We start from the raw sequence: 19,571 nt of genomic DNA, 5'->3' as shown, positions 1-19,571 counted from the left end.
TGCATGCGTTCGGGCCAGAACCGATCGGGTCAGATCCGAATGCGTGGTGCGGCGGAGTTTGCCGTTGCACGTGGTCTCTTATGGGTAATGCACAACTTCATTGGATTAGGAGGGGTCGGAATGCAGGGTCGAATCTTAGCCACCGCGACCGTGGCCGCGATTGCCGTCGGCGCCTGGGGGCTTGCGGCACAGGCGCAACAGGTAACGATTTCCGTACCGACCGGAACACCGGGAAACGTGCTCCCTCTCAATGCCGCGCCGACGCAGATCAACCTTGGGCAGACCAACAATGTGATCAACCAGGGGGCGTCGGCAATTCTCAATCAAATCGGCCATCTAACCCCGGCCCAGCGGTTGCGGGGTGACGAGGTCGCGGTCGAGGACAATGCGATTCAGGCCGTTTTCTCGGCCAACAACGCCGAGAATTCGGCACTTGTCGCCGGATCCGGTTGTATCGGCAACATTTGCAGTGGCGCTATCGCACCCAATACGGCAAGCATCGCCGCGTCCACCGCCCAGGTTTTCTACGGCACGGACAGTTTGGCGGCGGCACTCGTCGATACCAATTTCATTGGCGCCAACTTCCGCGGAGCCATCGACACCGGCGCGCAAAACACGTCGATCAAGGTCGATGCCAACAACTTGCTGTCGCGCGCGGCGGGCAACCGGCTGCAACAGGATTTCGCCGGCGAGTACCAAACCCTTGATCAAACCGGCGGTGGCACGCAGACCACGACGATCGATTCCACAGCCGTGAACCAATTGGTGGTCGACAACGGTGGAAATATCACCAGCGCCTACAGCCAACTGATCACCGAAACGGCAAGCGTGACGGGTAGTATTGGAAACGGCGTCGGCGTGACCCCGTTCGACGGCCGGTTCGAGAATTTCATCGGTATCATCAATGCAAATCGCGCCATCAACAACCTCGATGAGACCTTGCGGGTGCTGAACAACAGTGCCACCGCCTTCGCCGCCGGCAACGACGCCGTGTCGTCGATTACCGGCGAAACCGGCCCGCATAGGTCGGCGATTGTCGGCTTCCAGAACGCGACCTCCGCTGTAGCCATCACGGCGATTGCTCAAAATATGGGAATCGGTTTCGTCACTGCCGGAGCGATTTCCAATTCGACGACGCGTACGAGCGGTAACGTGATCGCCGCCATCGGCGCCGGCAACAACGCGGTCAACGACTTAGGCACAGGTACGACCCCGTAAAGGCGGCAACCCTAGCTCAAATCTGATAGCGCTCGTTTCGGCGGGCACTATTTTTTGTGCCGGGCTTGGTGCTAAGACTGGCGGCCTCGGTGACGGTGCGGAGGCCACAGCCATGGATGAGGACCAGCAACCTGGCGAAGCGCGGGAATTTCTCGCCGCCAATCCCGGTATCGAGGTCGTCGAGACCCTGCTGCCGGACATCAACGGTATCCTCCGCGGCAAGCAGCTGCCGATCGACTTTCTAACCAAGCTGTACGCCGAAGGCACGGCGATGACCTTCGCCGCGACCACCCTCAATACCCGCGGCGCGGCGTCCGAATCCATCGTCGAGGGCCTGCGCGACGGCGATCCCGACGGGCTCTGCCACCCGGTGCCGGGCACACTGGTGACGGTGCCGTGGGCCGCGCGGCCGACCGCGCAGATCATGGTCGCCATGCACGATCCGGACGGGGTGCCGTCGCCCCTCGACCCACGCCACGTTCTGACGCGTGCCGTCGGGCCGCTGATCGCGCTCGGGCTGACGCCGATGGTCGCCCTCGAGTTCGAATTCTATCTGCTCGACGCCCGGACCCTGCCGCCGCAACCGGCAACGCCCGACGGCCCGTTTCCGGCGATGTCGGGCCCCCAGGTCTACAGCTATGAATCGCTCTATGACTTCGAGGATTACGTGGGCGAGGTCGAGGGCGCCTGCCGCGCCCAAGGTATTCCCGCGACGACAGCGCTGGCCGAGTACGGCAACGGCCAATTCGAGATCAACCTCAAGCACGTCTCCGATGTGGTGCTGGCCTGCGACCAGGCGATGATGCTGAAGCGCGCGATCAAGGGCGTGGCGCGCAAGCGGGGCCTGATCGCGAGCTTCATGGCCAAGCCCTTCGCCGAGGATGTCGGCAGCGGCCTCCATGTCCATGTCAGCCTGCTCGACCGGGACGGCCGCAACGTCTTCGCCGGCGACCCGCTGTCCCAGGTCCTGCGCCATGCGGTCGGCGGCCTCGGCGCGGCGATGGCCGAATCGATGGCGATCTTCGCCCCCAACGCCAATTCCTACCGTCGTTTCAGGCCCGGCAGCTATGTTCCGCTGAGCCCGACCTGGGGCATCGACCATCGCGGTGTTGCCCTGCGTATCCCGACTTCGACGCCCGACAATATTCGCGTCGAGCACCGCGTCGCCGGCGCCGACGCCAACCCTTACCTGGTGCTGGCGGCGATCCTGGCCGGCCTTCATCACGGCATCGAGAACGAGATCGAACCGCGCCCGATGGTCGAGCGCGGCGCCGAGATCGCGCCGGCCGTGGAATTGTCGGCGCGGTGGAGCGAAGCGCTCAACGACTACGATCGCGGAACCATCCTGGCGCGGTACTTTGGCGACCGCTTCTGCGATATTTTCGGCAAGGTGCGCCGGGAAGAAGAGCAGGCCTATAGCGCCGAGATCCCAGATAACGATTACAACTGGTATTTGCGGGTTATTTGACTGCGGCCTTCGGCGGTTCGAGACGGTCCGGTATCGCATCCGCGCTCGGTAAAGAACGCGATCTAGAAGACGTTGCCCTCGAAAGGATGCCAGCCGTCGCGGTGTTCGATTTCCAAGACCCATAGGTCGGGATCTCGGGAGACCGCGCGCTCGATATAGTCGTCGGCTTCCGCTTCCGGGACCAATCCGTCATCGAACGCCGCCAGCCAGCCCATATTGCCATCGAGGTCGCGGGTTTGCGACAGCACGCGGCAACCGCGATCGAACTGGTTGATCTTGAGCAGGAGCGTACCGCTGTTGGCTTCTCCCCGGTGGGCGACGGTCGCCGGCACCCCGGCCGCTGTGCACTGCCGGACATGCGACATCACCCATAGTTCGGTGCGGAGCCGATCGTCGATCAATTCTTCACCATTACGCCGTGAATCGTCCGCACGCCGCTACCGTTGTCAGGACGTCCCGATTTGGCAGGCGAGGGCGAGGCATTCGATCATCACCGTGCCGGCGAGGAAGGCGGTCATGCCGCCGACGTCGTGCGGCGGGCTCACCGTATTGATATCGAAGGCGACGAAATTCAATCCGCCGAACCCCTGGATAAATCCCAAACCTTCGCGCGCGGTGGCGCCGCCCCATGTCGGGGTACAGACGCCGGGGGCGCAGGACGGGTCGAAAAAATCCATATCGAAGCAGAGATAGATCGGCCTGTGGGCGAGCCGCTCGCGAATATGGTCGAGAACTTCGGCGAAACCACGGTCGTAGAGTTCGCGGCCGTCGATCAGCTCGTATCCCTGGCGGCGCGTATGGTCGAAAACCCCTTCGATGTTCACCGTGCCGCGTGGCCCGACATGGATCGAGTTCGCCGCGTCGACGACACCCTCCTCGGCGGCGCGGGTAAAGGTGGTGGCGGTGTTGTAGCGGTGATGCACGGCGTTACCGTCGCCGGGATAAGTATCGGTGTGCGCATCGATGTGGAGCACGACGAGGTCCGGGTGGCGGCGGTGGACGGCACGGAGCTGCGGCAGGGTGACCGCGCCGTCGCCGCCCATGGTCACCGGAATGCAGGCAGCGTCGACGATCCGCGACACCGCGGCCTCAATCCGCTCGTACGATTGCTCGATCACACTCGGCGTGACGTCGACATTGCCGCAATCGACGACGTTCAAGGTCTGGAGCGGGTTGAAGTCGGCATGAGGCGGCTGAAATGGGCGGACCAGCGCCGATTGTTCGCGGATCGCGTGGGGTCCGTAGCGTGCGCCGATCCGCGTCGGATGGGTGCCGCAATCGAAAGGTATTCCCAAAATCGCCGCCTTGTTCGTGCCGAGGTCGGTCGCGAACGGGACCCCCATGAATGTCGTCGGCGGGGTGAGCGGATTGCCGTGACTCTTACGGTCGGTAGTGGCGGACATTGGTCTGGCTCCTCACCAACTCGAAAGCCGTCGGCGACGGCTCACGCTTACTACATCGGCGGGTCGACCGCCTGCGCCTTTGCTTCGCGGCGGGTAATGTAAAGCCCGCAGAGACCGATCACCAGGGCGCCGATCCAGACCCGCATCGCCGGCTGCTCGCCCCATAGGATCCAGCCAAACAGCGCCCCCCAGACGAGTGCGGTAAACTCGAACGGAGCAACAATCGCCGCCGCCGCGTTGCGATAGGCAACGATCATCAGATAGGCCGCGATGCCGCCGATTACGCCGATCAGTCCGAATTGCCAGAGATCGCCGGCCAGCGGTGTCTTCCAAGTCGCCAGCACGAACGGTATGCTGACCAGCCCGGCCCCGACGGTGCTGTAGGTAAATATGGCCGCCGTCGTTTCGGTCGCCGACAGGCGCCGCGTGAACAACATCGCAAAGGCGAAAAATATCGCCGCCGCGAGAGCCCACAGGGCCTCGACTTGAAAGACCTCTGTCCCCGGCTGCAGCATGATCAGGGCACCCAGGAACCCAATCGCGACGGCGGCCCAGCGGCGCGCGCCGACATGTTCCTTGAGAATGGGGTAAGAAAAGGCGGCGATGAATAGGGGTGCAGTGAACACGATCGAGATCGCCTCCGCGAGCGGCAGGCTGCGCAGGCTGGTAAAAAGGCTAACCAGCGCGGCGAACAACAATATTGCCCGGAGCGCGTGGGCAAAGGGACGTGTCGTGTGGAGCGAGACAATCCCGGCGGACCATATCAAGATGGCAACCGGAATAAGGCCGAAAACATAGCGTAGGAAGACGATTTGTGGAGCCGAGTAGCCGGCCATACCCAGGACCTTGCCGGTCGCGTCCGCCACAGTGAAGCAGAACACCGCTACCAGAACGCTGGCGATACCCCTGCCGACGCTATCGGAACCGCGAGCAACGTAGGACAAAATCAGGGTGCCAATTTGGCCAGCGTCGCGGCGTCCGGGATACCAGTGAGGTCGAGGCCGACCGCCTTCTGATAGGCGGTAATCGCGCGCCGGGTCTCGGGTCCGTACAGACCGTCGATTTCACCCTTGTAGTGGCCATCGAGCTTCAATGCCTCCTGGACCTTGCGCATTTCCTCCCGGCTGGACCCGACCGTAGCGGGGTTCTGTGCCAGTTCGGTATGCGGCGGCGCAATGGCGATGTTCGGTGTCCACGCCTTCCATTCGTCCTTGACTTCGGGATTCAGGACGAAAACGGAGCCGCTCGTCACGCGGGCGCCGGGCTGGTCCGGGGTGGCAAAGGCGATGCCGCCGGCGATCAGCGATTCGAGCGATTCGATGTCCACCTTGGCGCCGGAAAACAAACCCGCCGTGAGGTGGAGCCCGCTGGCGTTCCAGAACACCGAATTGGAACGGGCCAACGGCGCATACTCCTGCTCGATCTCGAGATAGATTTCGACCTCGCGTGCATCGCGCGATAGTTCGATATGGGTGACGTGCCCGACCGGGAACTCGCGGTAATAGACGCGATCGTTTTGTTGAACGGCGCCCAACGTATCGGCGGTCAGCGTAAGGTGGAGGTTGTCGTTATTGGCGCGGATCAGGTAGCTCGGCGGCGGCGTCTCGAGGAGGTCGAAGATCGCTCCTTGTTCCGCGGGATCCGCCGTCGAATTGACCGGATTGGCGAAAGCAATTCCGCCTTTGATCAACGAGGAGATCGACTCGACATCTATGGTTGTCTTGAACAACGAGAAACTGGCCTCGATGCCGCTCGCGTTCCAGAACAGAGTATTCCGCCGGATCAGCGGAACGTACTCGGACTCGATAAGGATACGGATATCGACGCCCGACTGATTGTCGCTCATGCTGGTCTTGCCGACTTGCCCGACCTGGACTTCACGATAGAGGACCGGCGTCCCTTGTTCGACCGAACGGAGAGTGTCACCCCGCAGGACGAATTCGCGGCCGCCCTTTTCGAGCTCCGCATCGGGCGCCTTGGCGAGGCCTTCGAACTTGGTCGCCTTGTCGCCGCTGCCGGGCTCGAGCGCGATATAGGAACCGGTAACGATCGTGCTCAGGCCACTGATTCCGGATATATTGAGTTCCGGCCGGACGATCCAAAATTTGGTGTCCGTACGGGCCACGCCCTCGGCCGATCCGTCCAATCTTGCCTCAACAACAACGCCCTTCAGGTTTTCGTTCAAACTAATGGACAGAACCTTGCCGACATTGACGCCCCGGTAGCGAATGGTCGCGGTCTCGGTGAGGTTTTGGCCATCGGGAAATGTGATGGTGATTTTTGGCCCGACGTTGGTCAAATAATCATAAAGCAGGTAACCGGCCACCGCGGCCGCGACCAGAGGAACGATCCAGACCATCGATATTCCGCGTCGGCGACGAACTTCCGACGTCGGGATTTCGGCTTCGGTTTCGACTTCTCCATTGGTCATCGTTTGCTCCCTTGAGCCTTCCACAACAGTCGGGGATCGAAACTCACCGAGGCCGCCAAACTTAGCACCATCAAAGCGGCCATGGCATAGAGGCCGAGGCCGACCGATGCGTCGACCAACTGCGCCAATCTGCTCAAACCGACAAGACAGGCCAGTATGAACACGTCGACTGTCCACCAATCGGTCAACACCATATAGATCTTATACACCTGCCGAGTTCCTCGCACTGGCCGCCCACCACGGGCAACAAGCGACAGCCAGGTCAGCAACAACAGCTTGAACAACGGAAGGACAATACTCAGCGTGAAAATGACCGCGGCGACCGACTGAAAGCCGGCTCCCCACATCGCCGCCACGCCGGTCCAGACAAAATCGACGGCCCTCACACCGAACGCTTTGACCACGATCAACGGAAAAGAATTCGCCAGCAGGTACATGATGAGCCCCGCGAAGGCGAAGGCGAGGGTTCGATCGATGCTGTCGGACCTTCGCCGATAGACGATTGCGCGACATCGTGGACAGGCGGCGCGATCACCAACTTCGATCGTGGGTGTCTGTTGGAGCAGCCCGCAAGTCGGACAACAGAGTATCGCCCCAGAATCGGTAACCATCACTCCGCTCTTTCCCAAATCGCCTTCGGATCGAACGTTATCGACGCGGTCAATGTTACGATGACGACGGCGGCAAAGGCGATGACACCTGGACCCGGCTCGGCGGTCGACAGTTCGCCGAACTGGACCAGAGCCACGGTGATCGACACCACGAAAACATCGAGCATCGACCATTTGCCGATCTTGGCGATCAGGAGGTACATGCGCGTTCTTTGCACGCGCCCGCCGGACACTTTGTGGGCGAGCACAATGTACAGCAGGCCAAGCAATTTCGTCAGCGGAACGAAAATGCTGGCGAACAGGACGACCAGCGCGATCGGCCAATCGCCAAGATCGACCAATTGAACCATTCCGGACCAGATCGTCGAATCCTGGACTGCACCGAATGTCGTCGTCCTAATGACGGGAAAAAGATTCGATGGGATATAAAGAATTAGGCCGGTGATAACCAGCGCGAGGGTGCGGTTCAGGGTCTCGGTTGGTGTCCGGGATGCCAGCACCGCATTGCAGCGTACACAGAGCCCTTCGTAACCCTTCGAGAGCGGAGCGAGACGTTGCACCAGACCGCACACCTCGCATCCAATAAGCTTTCCGGAATCGGCACTCATCCTGACGCCGTATGGCTCCTGATACCAACCGCGACTACGACGCTAACCTTATATCGCGCCTCCGACCACTGCCAATATGGCGATTGTCGCGGCGGCGAGATTTACAATTCGCGATTTTGATATCGCTATGAATCGCAACGATTTAGGCTATTGACCCGCTGTTCCGGGCGCTGCCCGCCCGATGTCTTCGATTTGTCACGGTTGCGGGCTTGCGCGACGCGGCGCCACCGGATAGGTTTTCTGCGTTGGGGGTGGTCTCGATGTCGTCCGATCGAACGTCTGACGGGCCGCGCACAGTGATTGCCCAATCCGTGCTGGGCATTGTGAGGCAGTTAGAACGAAGAAGTCGAGGCGGTGGCCGCTGATTTACCACTGTCAAAAGATAAAGCGGCGCGTGGTGCTGAGGCAACCGCGCCCGACGTCAAGCGGGGGACAATGACAGCCAATCGACGGGTCGAAGATCAGGATGGTTCGGTGAGTCCTGGTGAAGGGGCTGAGGGAAGATCTGGAATTATCGTGAAAATGGGCGGGACCGGCCGATCGATAACTTTATCGAAGACGGCAATCGGTGGCGTGAGCGTCGTTGGTCTCGCTGTTTTGGCATGGGTCGGGTATTCGAGCTATGCCCTGATTGGCGCCGAATTCGCGATTGAATCAAAAGACCAAGCCATCGCCGATAAGGCGAACCAGATGGTCGAGGTCCGAAGCGCCTACGAGACCGTTATCGATCAAGTCCATACCTACCAGAAGCGCTTCGCGGAAGTGAGCGCCCAGTTGGCCGACAGCCAGAACCGGCTGGCCGCGCTGATGGGCGAGAATACGGAACTGAAAGAGAGCGTCCTCACGACCACCGATCGCTTGATGACTGTGGAAGCGGCTGTCTTGGATGCGACGCAGCAATCGGGTGCCAAGGACGCCGCCGTTGACGAGTTGATCGATCAGGCCTTTACCCTAACGACCGAACTAATCGCCGCCCGTCGTAATGAACAGGCGGCGCAGGCCAAAGCGTCCGAGCTGGAGGGAATTCAGGACAAAGTCCTTTCGGCCACTTCAAAGCTGTCGAATCAGGAGCAAACGCTGGAGGATCTGGCTGCGCGCAATGGGTCTCTTGAAATCAGGCTGGCGTCCGCCGAGGAGCTTCTGCAGCAGGCTCAGGAACAAAATGGCGACCTGCGCCAAATCGGCGAACGCGCGGTAGCGCTGACTGCGCAATTGACGGAGAAAGAGCAGGCCCTTAGCGATCTACTCGATCGCAATATGGTGCTGAAAGGGGAACTGACTTCGACTCAGAAAAAATTGATCGAGGTCGGTCAAGAACGTGCGGCGGAGACGGCGCACGCCGAAGAATTGACCGCCGAGATCGCGACATTGCAGATCGAATTGGAGGATTTCACGTCCCGCGCGGCGGGCCTCGAAGACGGCCTGGAGCGTCTTGAGAGGGAGATGGCCCAGGTCAGCGGAGAGAAGGCGAAAGCGGTAGAGGAACGCCAGAAGGCCGTTGCGGCACGCCAGACAGCGTTCGACGAGCGGGAGCGGGCCGCAGAAGAGCACAGCACGGCGATTGCCGAGCGTCAGTCCGTTCTTGGTGAACGCGAGCAGTTGGTCGGCAAAGTCGCGGCGCTTGAGAAACGAATCGCCTCGCTGCAGCGGTCACAACAAGATTTCCTCCTTCATGTTACGGAACGGACGATCGGCACCATAGATGAGGCCGAGCGCACGATTTCCATGACCGGGCTCGGCGTTGCATGGCTCCTCGACCGGGCGCGGCATTTGCCGGTTGCGCAGGGCGGGCCTTTTGTCGCCCTCAATTCGGAAATGCTAGCCGCGTCCGAGCTCAAGCACGAGGTGTCCGTTCTTGATTCCCACATGGATCGATGGGAACGGCTCCAATATATCTTGCGAATGCTGCCGCTTTCGGCACCGGTCGATCACTATCGGGTGACCAGCACATTTGGCAAACGCAAAGATCCGGTCAATGGTCGGTGGGCCATGCATTACGGCGTCGATATGGCCGCACCGTTCCGCTCTCCCGTGCTTGCGACGTCGGCTGGCACGGTCACATTCGCGGGCTGGAAGGCCGCCTACGGGCGGACTGTGACAATCGATCACGGCATGGGCATCCGCACGCGTTATGGCCATCTTCGCAGCATCGAGGTGAAGAAGGGCGACAAAGTTGGATTTCGCGAAAAGATTGGTCTGCTTGGTAGCAGCGGCCGCAGCACCGGGCCTCACGTCCACTATGAGATTATTGTGGATAAGAAGGCCGTCGATCCGGCGAGTTTTTTGAAGGCGGGGAAGTACATCTTCAAGGGCTAGTAGGATCAGCAACAAACTGCGGAGGCATGCGTGTCAAATTCAGTTCACAACGGCGGCGGTACGTCGTCTTTTGTCGGTTCAGGGTTGCGCGTTAACGGCGACGTGATCTGTGATGGAGATATCCAGATCGAAGGAGTGATCGTCGGCGACGTCAAAAGCCGGTCTCTTAACCTCGGCGAATCCGGGGAAGTCCGAGGCGAGGTTGTTGCCGATCAGGTTCAGGTTGGCGGCAAAGTCGTCGGTCAGATCAAGGCCCGTTCGGTCAACCTGTTGCAGTCGGCGCGTGTCGAGGGCGACATTCTTCACGAAACGCTGTCGGTCGAGGCGGGCGCATTCATCGAAGGTGCAATCCGCCGCATCACGACCAAAGAGATCGACGACCAATCCGCGTCGGGGAAAGTCAGCTCGATCAAACAGGAGCCGAAGCCTGCGGCCACGGGTCAGCTCCCACCAAAGGCGATCGCCGGCGGGAGCTAGAAGGGGATTCCTGAGCCTCCCTCGTTGAAGTGACAAATTCCACGAACGTTCAGGAATCAAAACTATTCAGGGCATGACGATAGGTCTCGGGGTCGACGTTGGCGCCGGAACCGATGATGACGACCGTCTTGTTTCTTATGTCAAAAGTACCGGCCAGGATCGCGCCAAGGGCGATGGCGCCGCTGGGTTCCAAGACGACTTTGAAATGCCTGAACGCCGTCGCCATTGCCCGCAGCGCGCTTTGATCAGCGACCGAAAAGCCGCCGGCCACCAAGCCGCGCATTATGGCAAAAGTTAACTCGCCGGGGGTTCGAGCGAGCAACGCGTCGCACAGGCCCGCCTCGGCTCCTTCGTTGTGACAGCGCTCCCCGCCCCGCAGAGAACGTGCCGTATCGTCGAACCCGTCGGGTTCAACGGTGTAGACCTGCGTCGCCGGGCTAAGGGCACGAATTGCCGTGGCGACGCCGGCGGTAAGTCCGCCGCCGCTGCACGGGATCAGGACCGCATCGGCCTGCATCGCGGCGGCATTCAGTTGTTCGCCAATTTCCAGCCCGACGGTACCCTGTCCGGCCATGATCTCATGGTCGTCATAGGGCGGGACGAGCGTCGCATTCCGATCGCCCGCGATGGTCGTGGCGATCTGTCGGCGGTCTTCCTTGACGCGGTCATAGAGGACGACTTCGGCACCGTAGTCCCGAGTATTTTGAATCTTAAGACGCGGCGCATCGCCCGGCATCACGATCGCCGCATGGATGCCGAGGATCTCGGCCGCGGCCGCCACACCTTGTGCATGATTGCCCGATGAAAAGGCGACGACCCCGCGTGCGCGTGCGGCCTTGTCCAATACCGACAATCGATTGAAGGCACCGCGGAACTTGAAGGAGCCGGTGCGCTGCAATCCTTCGGCTTTGATCAAAAGGCGACCGCCTAGTCGCTCATTGAGCAATCGCGACTCAAGGAGTGGCGTTCGCAGCGCGTGGCCGGCCAGGCGATCGGCGGCGGCGCGTATGCGCGCAATATCGAGGGTCGGTTCAAAGGCTGGCGATGAAGGCGATGATGGCATCCCTGGCCTCGGGCTCGTTTAGCGACGGGGCGTGACCGACTCCGGGAAGTGTTACCAATTTCATTTTCGGGTGGGCAAGGGTCATCCGGCCTAGTGTATCGGCCGTCATGACATCTGATCTTTCACCGCGAATGACCAACAGAGGCATACGGCGCAACGACCGAAACAGGCGCCACAGGTCGAAATCGTTGGAACCACCGCCCAGTAGCGGCCGAACGATATTGATGTCCCAATCGAAATGAAGCTGCCCATCTTCGCCTTCGCGATAAGTCGCTTCGACGAATCGGCGCCATTCGTGGCCAGTTTCGTAAGAGAGGTCGGGCATTCTTGCTTGGGCGTCGGTGACAGCGGCCTCCCAATTCGGCTGGGGGCGGTCCTGCGACAGGTAATCCAAAATGCGCTTTGTTCCCTCGGGCGCGATGTCCGGACCGACGTCGTTCATGATGACGCCGGCGATTGCGGCCGGAGCGGCAACCCCGAGTCCGCTTGCGAGCAATCCGCCCATCGACGTACCGACCACGATCATACGGTGCAAGCCGGCAGCGGCCATTAGGTGGCGAATGTCGTTGATATAAGTGGGCCCCGTATAGTTGCGCCAGTTCGGATCGTATTCCGAACGGCCGCGCCCACGGTAGTCGGGGCATATGACCCGCCGCCGCGGTGAGAGCCGCAGCGCGAGACTATCGAAATCGGCCGAATTGCGGGATAGGCCGCCGAGGCACAGAACGGGTGTGTGGGAGGAGAGCGATTCACCGTATTCCCGGTAGTAGAGTCGCAATCCGTCCTGGCTCGTGAAATAGCGTTCGCGGAACAACGTGCAACCAGGCGGGTTGGCGCCGAATCAGAGGCCGAGCAGTGGCGGCAGATCCGCCAATGTCCGCACTTCCCGATCGGGTTGTGCCGAAAGAACCTCGCGGGCCTGTCCGAAACGGTTTATCCAAACCACTCGGAAACCGAAAAACGCCGCGGCGACGGCATCCCACGAATTGGAAGACTGGAAGCAGACCTCTTTAGGTTTTACGTCCAACCGGTCGACTGCAAGTTGGTACACCGATGGGTGCGGCTTGTAGATACCCACATCTTCGACCGACAGGATGTCGTCGAGCAGATCGCCGATGCCGGCATTGGCGACCGCGGAGTCCAGCATTTCCGGCGTACCATTTGAGAGGATCGCCGTCTTCATGCCGCCCGCTTTGAGGCGTTCCAACATCGGTTTCACTTCCGGGTAGGCGTCGAGGTTCATATATAGCTGCATCAACTTCGCCCGAAGCCCGGGGTCGTCGAGACCGAGCTCGGCGAAGGCATAGTCGAGCCCGTCACCGGTCACCTGCCAAAAGTTCACATAGTCGCCCATCAGGCTGCGCAGCCAAGTGTATTGCAGCTGCTTGGTCCGCCATATCTGGGACAACCGGTCGACGTGTTCGCCAAGATCATCCCGGCAGTGTGCGGCCGCGGCATTGAAATCGAACAACGTGCCGTAGGCGTCGAAAACGCAGGCCTTGATCCCGTCGATATCCGCCATTGGTAAGATCCCCAGAGAGAATGGTCATTGGCGCCAGAGCATAGCGATCCGAAGCCCTGGCGCAACGCCGGAAAGCATCAATTCGCTGTCAATTCCCGAAGGTCGTAGATTGCATCATGCGGCCGGACGGCGAGTTGCGTGCCGTCCATCAGCCATCGGTATACCTGCAGATTTTCGAGGACCCGTTGAACGTAATTGCGGGTTTCGGTGAATGGGATCGATTCGACCCAGTCGACGGCATCGACAGATGGGTGCCGTGGGTCGCCGTAGGTCTGGATCCAATCATTTGCTCGCCCCTTGCCGGCATTGTAAGCAGCCAGCACGAGGACGTAAGAGCCGCTGTAGAGGTCGAGCAGTTCACGCAAATGATGCTGCCCGAGCGCCGTGTTGTAGTTTGGATCGTCGAGGAGACGGCCGCGGCTGTAGGGCATTCCGGATTTGCGTGCCGTGATCTCGGCGGTCTTCGGCATCAGTTGCATGAGCCCGCGCGCGCCGGCGTGACTGACAGCGCGCGGGATGAACCCGCTTTCCTGTCGAATAACAGCGTGAGCAAACGGACCCTCGATCATCGCGACGTCTGCGATCGAAATGCGGGGATATCCCAACGGGTGTAGTGGCGCACCGTTGGCGTAGGTTCGCCGCCCGGCGCGTACGGCTATATCGGACCGGCCGAGACTCATGGCGAGTCGCCCGACCAAGTGGCTGTCGTTGGCGTCGCCGGCATTTTGTTCGAGGTGGATCAGAACGTCTCCGGCAAGCTCGCTTTCTCCGAGGGTATGCAACAATTTGGCGGCGCGTATGAGGTCGCGGGCCTGAAACGCAGCCTCGCTTTGCGGATCGGCCGGGGGTGGACGGGCATAGTTTGGCCGTTCGGCGGGAGTTAGCTTGGCCGCGGCGAGTTGCCCATAATAGGTGCCGACATGCCGTGCGGCCTCGGCATACCATCGCCGCGCCTCGTCGTGCTTGCCCTGTGCCTCGATCGCGCGGCCGGCCCAATAGGCGCCCCGCGCCCGGCTGATGGGATAGCTGACCCCGGCATGGAGGCGGTTGAAATGGCCCAAGGCCCGCTCCGAATCGCGCAGATGGCGTAGCGCGATCCAGCCCGCGAGCCACTCGCCCTCGGCGAATGCGAAACCGTCGATTTCACCATGCATCACAGCGATGCGGTAGGCATCGTCGGGCCGTCCTTCGCGCAACAAGCGGCGCGCCTGGAGGTTTCTTTCCGTCCACCACTTTCGGCTGTTGCCCGGCGAACCCGCTATGTCCTTAAGCAGAGCATAGGCTGCTTCGTGGCGGCCCATACGCCGGTTCCAGCGGATGCGTTCGAAAACCAGCCCCGCGTCATCCTTAAGACGACTCGGCACACGCTGAATGGCTTCATCCACACCCCGGCGCCGACGGGCCAACAACAAGCGGGCATTACCCAGCACCAGACTGTCGGCGTTTACGCTGGGCAAGAGGCGTTGGGCCGAACTGTACCAGCCTTTCCAAATAAGATTATCGAGGCGCATTTCGTTATCGCCTGGAACGAGGAGACGTCCGAAACGGCGCAGGAAGTCCTTCTCCTGATCGGCCGTAAAATCGTAGTGGTGCCAGGTTTCGCGAGCTAAAGTTGCTGCGATGTCCGCGTTGCCGGATTGTTCAAGCGCGCGGATACGCTCGACGCGGCCTTCTGTGGTCAGTGGTTCGTGCAATTGAAACCATTGCTCAATCTGTTCGGCTGAGGTGTCTTCGGTCATGGCCGATTCGGCTCGTCGCCGCAGCGTCTTGAAGCCGTACCAATCGGGTGCCGATTGCGCAAAGGCAAGATAATCGGATAGCGGCGCGCCAGATTCGGGGTCGGACAGGCGATGCCAGCCGATCGCCCGATTCAGAGTTGCATTGCCGCCTTTTGCGGCCAACGCCTCGGCGCCTGCCCAATCGTTATTGTGCGCCGCGTCGAATGCACGGCGATAGAGGGCCAGATCGTCCGTCGACAGTGTCTCGGCGTGGCCCAGCGAGCCAGTCGCCGCCGTCAATAGAGCGACCACCCCAAACATGGCCGCCCGCAGCCCCACGATCATGCCGGCCCTTTCTCGAATGACCGTTTTCGACCCGATCATACGTCATCGCGGGCGCCGCCGCCATGAAGACGCAAAGCGCTTTCGTGTATCGCTGGCCGCTCGCTGGAGCACGGGTCGGAGTCCAAAAAAAGAGCGGCCGCGCCAGGGTGGGGCGCGACCGCTCAGCTCTGTCGAAGGTGGTAACGAGGGTAAGTTACCGACACCTCTTATAGCGATACATGATGCGTCCGCAAAGTTGAATCTGCACCGGCTTTTGCTGTCACAGATTTGTCACGGCGGCCCGGAAACCGCCAACCGGCCTTGCTGGATCGCTGTGCAATCGTTATGTTCACGGCTAAGAATCAGGATTTTCTTGGAGATACCAATGTTTTGGGGATCCTACGTTGCGTTGATCACCCCATTTCGCGGTGGGGAGGTCGACGAGGCGGCGTTTCAATCGATCGTGGAGTGGCATGTCGAGCAAGGCACGCACGGTCTGGTGCCCTGTGGCACCACCGGCGAGTCGCCGACGCTGAGCCACGCCGAGCACATGCGCGTTACCGAGCTGTGCGTCGAGGCCGCCGCCGGCCGAATCCCGGTTCTTGCCGGAACCGGATCGAACAGCACCGACGAAGCGATCATGCTGACCCGGCACGCCAAGGAATGCGGTGCGGACGGCGCGCTGGTCGTGACCCCCTATTACAACAAGCCGACCCAGGACGGCCTCTACGCTCACTTCAAGGCGATCAACGATGCGGTGGCCGATTTTCCGATCGTGGTCTACAACATCCCAGGCCGTAGCGTCGTTGATTTGTCGGTAGAGACGATGGCGCGACTGGCCGAGTTGCCCGGCATCGTGGGTACCAAGGATGCGACCAACGACCTGGCCCGGCCGCTCGCCACACGGGAGGCGATCGAGGATCAATTTTCGATCATGTCGGGAGAGGACGCGACCGCGGTCGCCCTTTTGGCTCAAGGGGGAGATGGCTGCATATCCGTGACCGCGAACGTCGCGCCGCGTCAATTGGCCGAAATGCATAATGCGTGGCGGCAAGGCGACTTCGACACGGTTTTCAAGATCAACACGCGGCTCTATCCCCTGCACGTGACGCTGTTTGCTGAAACCAGTCCGTCGCCGGTCAAGTATGGAGCCAGCCTGCTTGGACTCTGCGAGGAAGAGGTGCGCCTGCCGTTGGTTGGAATCGGTGCCGCCACCCGGTCGTCGGTCGAAAACGCCATGCGATCGGCTGGGCTGCTGAACTGATGTGCTGACACCTTGGCCAAGGGCGCGCAGAACCGCGGCCGTATCGTCGCGCAGAACCGCCGGGCCCGTCACGACTACTTCATCGACGATAGTCTGGAGGCCGGGTTGGTTCTGGTCGGGTCGGAAGTGAAGTCGCTTCGTGCGGGGCGCGGGAACCTCGCCGATTCCTATGCCGGCGAGATCGATGGCGAGCTCTACGTGTTCAATGCATATATCCCGGAATACGCGGCCGCCAGTCGCCGCAACCATGAAACGAGACGGCCGCGCAAGCTGCTCGTTCATCGCCGCGAGCGCGACCGACTGATTGGCGCAATCCAGCGCGAGGGCGTTACATTGGTGCCACTTTCGATCTACTTCAATGAGCGCGGCCTGGCCAAGGTCGAGATTGGCGTTGCCCGCGGCAAACGCAAATACGATAAGCGTGAAACCGAAAAGAGGCGGGATTGGGATCGGCAGAAGCAGCGTGTCCTCCGGGAGCGAGGATAGAAGCCAGACCATCAGCTTAAGCGCCGCTTAACCAGGCCGGGGTCAATACTCACCCGGATCCGATCGAACGCGGGGTAAGAAACGCAATGTTTGAATGGTTACCGCTTGTCGCCTTGATCGGCCTGGGCCTGCTTATTTTCTGGGCAATCGCGATCTACAACCGGTTGGTGAAGCTCAAGAATATGGTCGAGGAGGGGTGGAGCGGCATCGACGTACAGCTGAAACGCAGGTCCAATCTGATCCCTAACCTGATCGAAACCGTCAAGGGCTATATGGGGCACGAGCGCGAGTTGCTTGAGAAGGTCACCGAATTGCGTTCAAAAAGTCTCCAGTCGCACGCCCCCCACGACCAGGGACAATTGGAGGGTGCGTTGAGCGGCATGCTTGGCACGCTGTTCGCGGTCGCCGAAAACTATCCTGATTTGAAGGCCGATGCGAATTTCCGGCAACTCCAGCAGGAAATTTCGGAGATCGAGGATCAAATTCAGTTGGCTCGTCGTTACTACAACGGCACCGTGCGCAACCTCAATACGCTGATTGAATCCTTTCCCAGCAATCTCGTCGCCAATTTCTTTCGCTTCGCTACCGCCGAATTCTTTGAGATCGACGATCCGGCGGAGAAAGCCGTACCGCAAGTCGATTTCTAGGGACAGTCCATGAGACGCGCAAACCTGTTTGCGACGATTCTTCCAGTCTTTGGACTTTCGTTGAGTCTCGCCGCGCCTGTCGAAGCGCTTGCGCAGGAGCGGATCACCGATTTTGACAGCACAATCCATATTCTCGGCGACGGCGCGGTCGCGGTCACGGAACGAATTACCGTCATCGCCGCCGGCGATCAGATCAAACGCGGAATCTATCGCGAGTTTCCAACCTCCTACCGCGACCGATACGGCAACAATGTCCGGATCAACTTTCGTGTCGCCTCGGTCGACCGCGATGGTTCGAAAGAACCCTACCACACCGAGTCGGCGGGATCGGGCCGGCGGGTCTATATCGGTGACAGGGACGTATTCCTCGACCCCGGATCTTATACCTACACGATCAAATACGTCGCCGACCGACAGGTTGGGTTCTTCGAGGAATTTGACGAACTCTACTGGAATGTGACCGGAAACAACTGGGCGTTTCCGATCGACCACGCCTCGGCGACGGTCATTCTTCCGTCCGGCGCGTCAATTGTTCAATCCGCCGCCTATACCGGAGCCCTGGGGGCTAGCGGAACGGATTTCGCCTACCGTCTCGACACAAGCGGCGAACCGGTGTTTGAAACCACCCGGCCGCTGGCGATTGGTGAGGGGCTAACGATCGCAGTGGCGTGGCCAAAGGGCCTGATCGCCGAACCCGATGCCGCCGATCGGCTGCGCTACCTCGTGCGAGACAATCTTGGTTTGGCGGCCACGGTCGGCGGCCTGATCTTATTGCTGGCCTATTACTTCGGGATATGGTTTCGGGTTGGCCGCGGTCCGCCGTCCGGTACGATTGTCCCGCTTTTCGAACCACCCGCAGGATTCTCGGCGGCGGCCGTGCGCTACACGAGGCGGATGGGATTCGACGACAAGACATTTACGGCGGCAATCATAGGCATGGCGGTGAAAGGCCATGCAGAAATCCATGAAGAAGCCAACCATGAGTTCCGCCTCGAAAAAGTATCAGCCGATGCAACCGGGCTGAGCCCGGGGGAAAAGGCCGTTTCACGTAAGTTGTTCGCGCGGTCCAAATCGGTCGTCCTAAAAAACAAAAACCACAAACGGATACGAAAGGCGCGAAAAGGCCTCGAATCTTACTTGGACGCCGAGTTGCAGAAAAATCTCTTCGTCCGTAATCGGCGCTACATCGTGCCCGGAATTATCCTGACCGTGATGATCGCCATATTGGTGGTCATTTCGTCGCGCGAACCGCTGTTCGGCGTATTCATCATTTTTTGGCTGACCTTCTGGACCGTCGGTTGCTATTTCGTTCTAAGCCGAGCGCTTGCAGCCTTTCGGATATCTCTCGGGCGTGGGATCGGTCTTTTGTTTGTCGCGGCGATTTTTCTTGTCGGGGAGGGTTTCGGACTGCTCGGGCTTGCCGATACGACGTCAATTCCGACGGCGCTCTGTTTTGTGGCGCTGGCGGCGACAAATGCGGTCTTTCTTGACATCATGAAGGCGCCAACGCTACTCGGCCGCCAGATCATGGATGAGATCGAGGGTTTCAGGCTGTACCTGTCGGTGGCGGAAAAGGAGCGACTAGATGTTCTCCACCCGACGGACAGGACGCCCGAAATCTATGAGCGCTATCTACCCTATGCCCTTGCCCTCGATGTCGAGCAGGCGTGGAGCGAGCAATTTTCCGAAATTCTGGACAAGGCCGTCGCCGAGGGTAGTTACCGGCCGCGCTGGTATTCGGGCCCTCTGGGACATCGTTTCGACACATCGACGATCGCCGGCCGGCTCGGCGGGTCATTTACCGGGGCGGTTGCGACGGCGTCATCGGCGCCTGGCTCGAGTTCCGGTTCGGGTGGCGGCGGATCTTCCGGCGGCGGCGGTGGCGGTGGTGGCGGGGGCGGCTGGTAATCGCCCCCGATCGTACATTCCATTCGAGCATGCGGGCGGCGACCGGCTTGGCCGGTTGTGCGAAAATCGCCTCTTTTCGATTTGAGCCTTAGCCGAACCCGGAGCGA

18 protein-coding genes are annotated in these 19,571 nt (G+C 60.6%); 8 read left to right on the top strand and 10 right to left on the bottom strand.

Annotated features, from left to right (window positions below; translation table 11 throughout):
• Nucleotides 1-120 precede the first annotated feature (120 nt).
• Both GY791_20920 and GY791_20915 read left to right on the top strand, forming a co-directional pair.
• On the top strand, nt 121-1,218 hold the full coding sequence (locus GY791_20920) for a hypothetical protein (protein ID MCP4330859.1): 1,098 nt from the start codon (nt 121-123) through the stop codon (nt 1,216-1,218).
• Nucleotides 1,219-1,330: 112 nt separating this feature from the next.
• Nucleotides 1,331-2,686 carry a glutamine synthetase gene (locus GY791_20915; protein ID MCP4330858.1) on the top strand — a complete coding sequence of 452 codons (1,356 nt, stop codon included), beginning with the start codon at nt 1,331-1,333 and terminating at the stop codon, nt 2,684-2,686.
• A 62-nt stretch (nt 2,687-2,748) separates the two neighbouring features.
• On the opposite strand, the gene GY791_20910 is transcribed toward GY791_20915, so the two are convergent.
• From GY791_20910 to GY791_20885, 6 genes are all read right to left on the bottom strand, one after another.
• The gene (locus GY791_20910; protein MCP4330857.1) at nt 2,749-3,087 is read right to left on the bottom strand and encodes a DUF1491 family protein; all 339 of its coding nucleotides are present in this window, start codon (nt 3,085-3,087) and stop codon (nt 2,749-2,751) included.
• A 45-nt stretch (nt 3,088-3,132) separates the two neighbouring features.
• Nucleotides 3,133-4,029, bottom strand: a complete 897-nt coding sequence (locus GY791_20905; GenBank protein ID MCP4330856.1) for an agmatinase — start codon at nt 4,027-4,029, stop codon at nt 3,133-3,135.
• A 110-nt stretch (nt 4,030-4,139) separates the two neighbouring features.
• Entirely contained in the window at nt 4,140-5,033 is an 894-nt protein-coding gene (locus GY791_20900) for a DMT family transporter (protein MCP4330855.1), read from the bottom strand.
• A 2-nt stretch (nt 5,034-5,035) separates the two neighbouring features.
• Entirely contained in the window at nt 5,036-6,520 is a 1,485-nt protein-coding gene (locus GY791_20895; GenBank protein ID MCP4330854.1) for an MCE family protein, read from the bottom strand.
• Nucleotides 6,517-7,131 (bottom strand): paraquat-inducible protein A, encoded by a 615-nt coding sequence (locus GY791_20890; protein ID MCP4330853.1) that lies wholly within the window; start codon nt 7,129-7,131, stop codon nt 6,517-6,519. The genes GY791_20895 and GY791_20890 overlap by 4 nt, the downstream gene beginning before the upstream one ends.
• The gene (locus tag GY791_20885) at nt 7,131-7,739 is read right to left on the bottom strand and encodes a paraquat-inducible protein A (GenBank protein ID MCP4330852.1); all 609 of its coding nucleotides are present in this window, start codon (nt 7,737-7,739) and stop codon (nt 7,131-7,133) included. Before GY791_20885 ends, GY791_20890 begins: the two co-directional genes overlap by 1 nt.
• A 354-nt stretch (nt 7,740-8,093) precedes the next feature.
• Between GY791_20885 and GY791_20880 the strand changes: the two genes are divergently transcribed.
• Nucleotides 8,094-10,055: a peptidoglycan DD-metalloendopeptidase family protein gene (locus GY791_20880; GenBank protein MCP4330851.1), complete on the top strand. Its 1,962-nt coding sequence runs from the start codon at nt 8,094-8,096 to the stop codon at nt 10,053-10,055.
• Nucleotides 10,056-10,085: 30 nt separating this feature from the next.
• Nucleotides 10,086-10,532 carry a polymer-forming cytoskeletal protein gene (locus GY791_20875; protein ID MCP4330850.1) on the top strand — a complete coding sequence of 149 codons (447 nt, stop codon included), beginning with the start codon at nt 10,086-10,088 and terminating at the stop codon, nt 10,530-10,532.
• A gap of 49 nt (nt 10,533-10,581) precedes the next feature.
• On the opposite strand, the gene GY791_20870 is transcribed toward GY791_20875, so the two are convergent.
• The 4 genes from GY791_20870 to GY791_20855 form a co-directional block, all read right to left on the bottom strand.
• Entirely contained in the window at nt 10,582-11,595 is a 1,014-nt protein-coding gene (locus GY791_20870; protein ID MCP4330849.1) for a threonine/serine dehydratase, read from the bottom strand.
• Nucleotides 11,564-12,409, bottom strand: a complete 846-nt coding sequence (locus GY791_20865) for an alpha/beta hydrolase (GenBank protein MCP4330848.1) — start codon at nt 12,407-12,409, stop codon at nt 11,564-11,566. Before GY791_20865 ends, GY791_20870 begins: the two co-directional genes overlap by 32 nt.
• A gap of 27 nt (nt 12,410-12,436) precedes the next feature.
• A complete protein-coding gene (locus GY791_20860; GenBank protein MCP4330847.1) occupies nt 12,437-13,117 on the bottom strand; it encodes a haloacid dehalogenase type II in 681 nt (226 codons plus the stop codon).
• Nucleotides 13,118-13,194: 77 nt separating this feature from the next.
• Nucleotides 13,195-15,219: a lytic transglycosylase domain-containing protein gene (locus GY791_20855; GenBank protein MCP4330846.1), complete on the bottom strand. Its 2,025-nt coding sequence runs from the start codon at nt 15,217-15,219 to the stop codon at nt 13,195-13,197.
• 325 nt (nt 15,220-15,544) lie between these two features.
• On the opposite strand from GY791_20855, the gene GY791_20850 reads away from it, so the two are divergent.
• From GY791_20850 to GY791_20835, 4 genes are all read left to right on the top strand, one after another.
• Nucleotides 15,545-16,423: a 4-hydroxy-tetrahydrodipicolinate synthase gene (locus GY791_20850; protein MCP4330845.1), complete on the top strand. Its 879-nt coding sequence runs from the start codon at nt 15,545-15,547 to the stop codon at nt 16,421-16,423.
• Between the two features lie 12 nt (nt 16,424-16,435).
• On the top strand, nt 16,436-16,909 hold the full coding sequence (gene smpB / locus GY791_20845) for an SsrA-binding protein SmpB (protein MCP4330844.1): 474 nt from the start codon (nt 16,436-16,438) through the stop codon (nt 16,907-16,909).
• Between the two features lie 86 nt (nt 16,910-16,995).
• Nucleotides 16,996-17,556 (top strand): LemA family protein, encoded by a 561-nt coding sequence (locus GY791_20840; GenBank protein MCP4330843.1) that lies wholly within the window; start codon nt 16,996-16,998, stop codon nt 17,554-17,556.
• Between the two features lie 9 nt (nt 17,557-17,565).
• On the top strand, nt 17,566-19,464 hold the full coding sequence (locus GY791_20835; protein MCP4330842.1) for a DUF2207 domain-containing protein: 1,899 nt from the start codon (nt 17,566-17,568) through the stop codon (nt 19,462-19,464).
• Nucleotides 19,465-19,571 lie beyond the last annotated feature (107 nt).

It is taken from the genome of Alphaproteobacteria bacterium, assembly GCA_024244705.1.
Lineage (GTDB): Bacteria > Pseudomonadota > Alphaproteobacteria > JAAEOK01 > JAAEOK01 > JAAEOK01.
Note: the sequence above shows the minus strand (reverse complement) of the source record. Positions and strands in the feature narration are given on the sequence as shown.